Raw genomic sequence first — 3,756 nt, 5'->3', positions numbered from 1 at the left:
GACGGCGAAACTCGAAAAAACTTTGATCTGCAAGGGCACGCGATAAATGCTGATTTTTCAGCAAGCCTTTTACATGAAGATCTTCCAGACAAAATCTTATCAAACGCTAGAGCGGCAGAATGGTTATCTTGTGCTATATATTCACGTATTTTCTGGCGATCAAAGTGTGCTATCCGCGTCCAAATTAGCTTCATAAAGCTAACTTATTAGCCTACGTTGTGTTTCAAGGCGCCATACCGCCGCTTCTGCTTCAACTTCTTCAGCAGATATTACATCATCAGCATTAGCGGAATTAATACCAAGCTGGATTTGCTCCCGAAACCATAAATCATAAGAACCCTTTTCTTTTTGCTCTCTTACAATCTTGCGCATATAATCTCGTAAGAGTTGCGCACCAGATCTATCACATGCTTTTGCGGCTTCAGAAAATTCATTTTTTAGGATATCATCAACGCGAAATGTGAATGTTGTTTCAGCCATTTTCCTACCATGTAATGTGTTACAATATAATTACAATATAACACATTTTATTATTTATTCAATAAATTGCTTTGAAGGACGGTGTTTTAAATATGTTAAATGCTGTTACTTATCATAAAAAACGATCATTTTTTATGAACTAAAATTGTATATTTAATTTCTATTTTTTTTGTGCAAAAATATATCAGTTTTAATCTAAATTGACGTTTTTATTGAATATGCCGAAATTTTACGCTTATCTACGAGTTTCTCGTGATGGACAAGATACAGAAAATCAAAAATTTGGATTGTTAGAATATGCTAATAAATATGGCTTTGCACCACTTCATATTGAGGAAGAAATTGCAAGTAGAGGAAAAGATTGGCGTAAGCGTAAACTTGGTGCTTTAATTGAAAATGCTGAATGTGGTGATGTGTTACTCACACCGGAGTTTTCTCGTATAGCTGGTTCTTCTCTTGCTGTTTTAGAAATTCTCAAAGCAGCCAGTGAACGTGGTTTAATTGTGCATATAACAAAACAAAACCTTATCATGGATGGAAGTTTACAAAGCGATATCATTGCAAACGTATTAGGTATGGTATCACAAATTGAACGGCATTTAATTCAAACACGCACAAAAGAAGCCTTAAATGTTGCTCGTCAACGAGGAATAAAACTTGGTCGGCCAAAAGGAAGTAAAGCTACGCAATTAAAGCTGGACAATCACATTGATGAAATTCAAGCATTTGTCAATGTTGGTTTGTCACGATGTCGTATTGCTAAGACCTTAGGAGTCAGTGTGAATACCTTGCGTTTATTCATTGAACGTAGAAACATTAAGCCAACAAAAATGAAGCCTATCATTACCATGCCAAAGACATTGGAGAATTAAGATAAACTAGGACAAGTTGATAATTCTTTTCCATGACGTGATGCATTGAAGTATGTTTATTATTTACATATAAAATATGCAATAAATAAATGTTATTTATTTTGTAAATATTTATTAAATAATGATTATGTTATGCCAGTGATTATTATGTGTTCCACAAAAGGTAGTGTTGGAAAATCCACATCTATAGCTTATTCTTTTATAGGTATTAGCTCACTCATTAAGTAAGGAGTTTTACTAACTGTCCGTTTTTCTTTAACAGGTCTATTGCTAATTTATCAAAGGAAACAAACGTCTCACCACCTAGCCAATTTCCCTCATAAGATATAATTCCATCAGCAAAATCTCCACCAGCCTCTAGGATAGCAAGTCCAGCTTCAACAGCTGGTCGATTCATTACTATGTTACTGGTTGCTAGCAGATCGCGTAACATCCCAGATACATCTTCTTTTGATAATTTCGCACCTCTGCGAAGTATCCAAACAAGTTCGCAAAGACAAGGCAAAGAAATAGCTATGAGAGAAGCTTCTCTTAAAATCTTGCTTGCTACCTCCCCTTGCTTTTTATCATCTTGTAAAACAGCACGAGCTAGAACATTTGTATCTACAGAAATTTTCATTTTTTCCCAGCCCAACTAGAAGCTGTAATTTCGTTCATTTCTTCAATGGTTAGAGGTTTTTTTAGTTTTCCAGAAAATCGTCCAATAAAGCTTTCAATAGTGCTTGTAGGCTGTGACGCTTTTATACGAAGTTCACCACCTGGTAACTTATCAAAGTCAATCTTCTCACCTGGTTTAACACCAAGGTGCTGTAGTAAATCTCGCTTCAGCGTAATTTGTCCTTTTGCTGTAACTGTTAATGAAGGCATAAAAAATTCCTCTTACTATATAATTATCCAACATATATAAAAGTAATGTAAAAATCAATTACTCTTAAGAAACGAAATTGTGAAATAAACTCATTTGCATACTGGAATGTGCACACCAGATTATACCTTATTTGAAATTAACAACATATAAATATTTATTACATATTTTGTACGTAAATAATAAATATTTACAAAATAAATAATTGTGATTTATAATTTTAACAAATACGTAATAAATAAATGTTATTTATTTGGTGTTTATTCATTGAATAAGGAATATCTTAATGCCTGTAATTACTATGTGTTCAACAAAAGGTGGTGTTGGAAAATCCACAATGGCATTAGTATTAGCTAACGTTTTTGCTAAAGCCGGATCTAAGGTGAAATTAATTGATGCAGACCCAAATCAACCACTTGTGACATGGATGAAAAGATCTGTAGATACAATGCCCCAAAATATAGAAGTTTCTGGAAATATTACAGAACAGAATATTGTTTCTTGCATTGATGATGCTGTAGAACAGTTTCCATTTGTTATTGTTGATCTTGAAGGTTCTGCTAATCTTGCGGCTTCTTTTGCTATAGGGAGAGCGGATTTAGTTTTGGTTCCTATGAGAAAAAAACAACTTGATGGAGATCAGATAGGAAAGATCATTGCTTTAATAAAACAACAGAGTCAGTTTTTTAAAAGAGAAATACCTTTTCGTATCGTATTTTCTATGACCAATACCTTAAACAGTCGTGAAGGACAGCATATAGAGAAAACATTAGAAAAAGCTAATGTTCCTATTTTACCTGTTTCATTAACTGAAAGAGGAGCCTTTAGTGCTCTTTTTCAAATAGGAGGATCACTTTTTGATTTATCATCCTCTGATGTGAATAATCCTCAAGCAGCACAAGAAAATGCAACGGTTTTTGCTAATGCTGTTGTGAAAGTATTAGATAATGAAAATTTATTAAAGGATAAAGTAGCATGACAAAAAGAGCTGAAATTCCATTACCTAATCTTGAAAATTTACAACCATTTACAAAAGCGGATAAAGCAAATGAACAAGTTTTAGGTGAGATAGGTAAAAAAAATGGCTTTACAACACGTCATAATGTGGAAAACAAAACGTGTGTTGGACGTAGAAGACGTAGCTTAAAAACAGCACGACTAACACTTGCAATTGAACCAGAAGTAAGAGACAGTTTTTGGTCTTTAGCTGATCAACTCAATGAGGATGGTGGTAATTTTCTTAATCGTCTTATTGAAGTTTACATAAATAGTAATAAAATAGAAAATACATAATATTTATTTATTATTTACGTACAAAATATATAATAAATATTTTTTAAATAAGCTAAACAATATTCCACAACTAGCCTTAACAGGTACAAGTTGCCCACAATCCACTACGTGTCATGATGGACAACTCTAGTTATGGAAAATTGTTGTTTTTATTAAGCTTGCTTACTCGTATAGGTTGGTCACTACAGCGCTACATGGAGGCGCGTTCCGTTCTACCAAACTTATGTAAATATGATCATTTCTGAT

7 protein-coding genes are annotated in these 3,756 nt (G+C 33.4%); 4 read left to right on the top strand and 3 right to left on the bottom strand.

Features of this window, described 5'->3' with window-relative positions:
* The coding region (locus MCO_RS10965) for a hypothetical protein (RefSeq protein ID WP_210160508.1) at positions 1-210 on the top strand (210 nt) is incomplete at its 5' end.
* Here the strand turns inward: MCO_RS10965 and MCO_RS00530 are convergent.
* Positions 199-480 carry a CopG family ribbon-helix-helix protein gene (locus tag MCO_RS00530; RefSeq protein WP_007551927.1) on the bottom strand — a complete coding sequence of 94 codons (282 nt, stop codon included), beginning with the start codon at positions 478-480 and terminating at the stop codon, positions 199-201. The two genes, MCO_RS10965 and MCO_RS00530, sit on opposite strands and share 12 nt — an antisense overlap.
* Positions 481-698: 218 nt before the next feature.
* On the opposite strand from MCO_RS00530, the gene MCO_RS00525 reads away from it, so the two are divergent.
* Complete coding sequence (locus tag MCO_RS00525; RefSeq protein WP_007551926.1) at positions 699-1,352, top strand: recombinase family protein; 654 nt, start codon at positions 699-701, stop codon at positions 1,350-1,352.
* Between the two features lie 220 nt (positions 1,353-1,572).
* On the opposite strand, the gene MCO_RS00520 is transcribed toward MCO_RS00525, so the two are convergent.
* Positions 1,573-1,971, bottom strand: coding sequence for a type II toxin-antitoxin system VapC family toxin (locus MCO_RS00520; RefSeq protein WP_007551925.1), 399 nt, complete (start codon positions 1,969-1,971; stop codon positions 1,573-1,575).
* Complete coding sequence (locus MCO_RS00515) at positions 1,968-2,219, bottom strand: hypothetical protein (RefSeq protein ID WP_005864558.1); 252 nt, start codon at positions 2,217-2,219, stop codon at positions 1,968-1,970. The genes MCO_RS00520 and MCO_RS00515 overlap by 4 nt, the downstream gene beginning before the upstream one ends.
* Positions 2,220-2,503: 284 nt before the next feature.
* On the opposite strand from MCO_RS00515, the gene MCO_RS00510 reads away from it, so the two are divergent.
* Positions 2,504-3,196, top strand: coding sequence for a ParA family protein (locus MCO_RS00510; RefSeq protein WP_007551924.1), 693 nt, complete (start codon positions 2,504-2,506; stop codon positions 3,194-3,196).
* Positions 3,193-3,510, top strand: a complete 318-nt coding sequence (locus tag MCO_RS00505; protein ID WP_007551923.1) for a hypothetical protein — start codon at positions 3,193-3,195, stop codon at positions 3,508-3,510. The genes MCO_RS00510 and MCO_RS00505 overlap by 4 nt, the downstream gene beginning before the upstream one ends.
* Positions 3,511-3,756 lie beyond the last annotated feature (246 nt).

Source organism: Bartonella sp. DB5-6 (genome assembly GCF_000278115.1).
Taxonomy (GTDB): domain Bacteria; phylum Pseudomonadota; class Alphaproteobacteria; order Rhizobiales; family Rhizobiaceae; genus Bartonella; species Bartonella refiksaydamii.
The sequence above is the reverse complement of the archived record's forward strand: the minus strand, read 5'-3'. Positions and strand labels throughout refer to the sequence as shown.

Excerpts from the sequence above, each read along its gene's own strand:
- MCO_RS00510 (WP_007551924.1), top strand. The coding sequence starts at position 2,504 with ATGCCTGTAATTACTATGTGTTCAACAAAAGGTGGTGTTGGAAAATCC.
- MCO_RS00515 (WP_005864558.1), bottom strand. The coding sequence starts at position 2,219 with ATGCCTTCATTAACAGTTACAGCAAAAGGACAAATTACGCTGAAGCGA.
- MCO_RS00505 (WP_007551923.1), top strand. The coding sequence starts at position 3,193 with ATGACAAAAAGAGCTGAAATTCCATTACCTAATCTTGAAAATTTACAA.
- MCO_RS00520 (WP_007551925.1), bottom strand. The coding sequence starts at position 1,971 with ATGAAAATTTCTGTAGATACAAATGTTCTAGCTCGTGCTGTTTTACAA.
- MCO_RS00525 (WP_007551926.1), top strand. The coding sequence starts at position 699 with ATGCCGAAATTTTACGCTTATCTACGAGTTTCTCGTGATGGACAAGAT.
- MCO_RS00530 (WP_007551927.1), bottom strand. The coding sequence starts at position 480 with ATGGCTGAAACAACATTCACATTTCGCGTTGATGATATCCTAAAAAAT.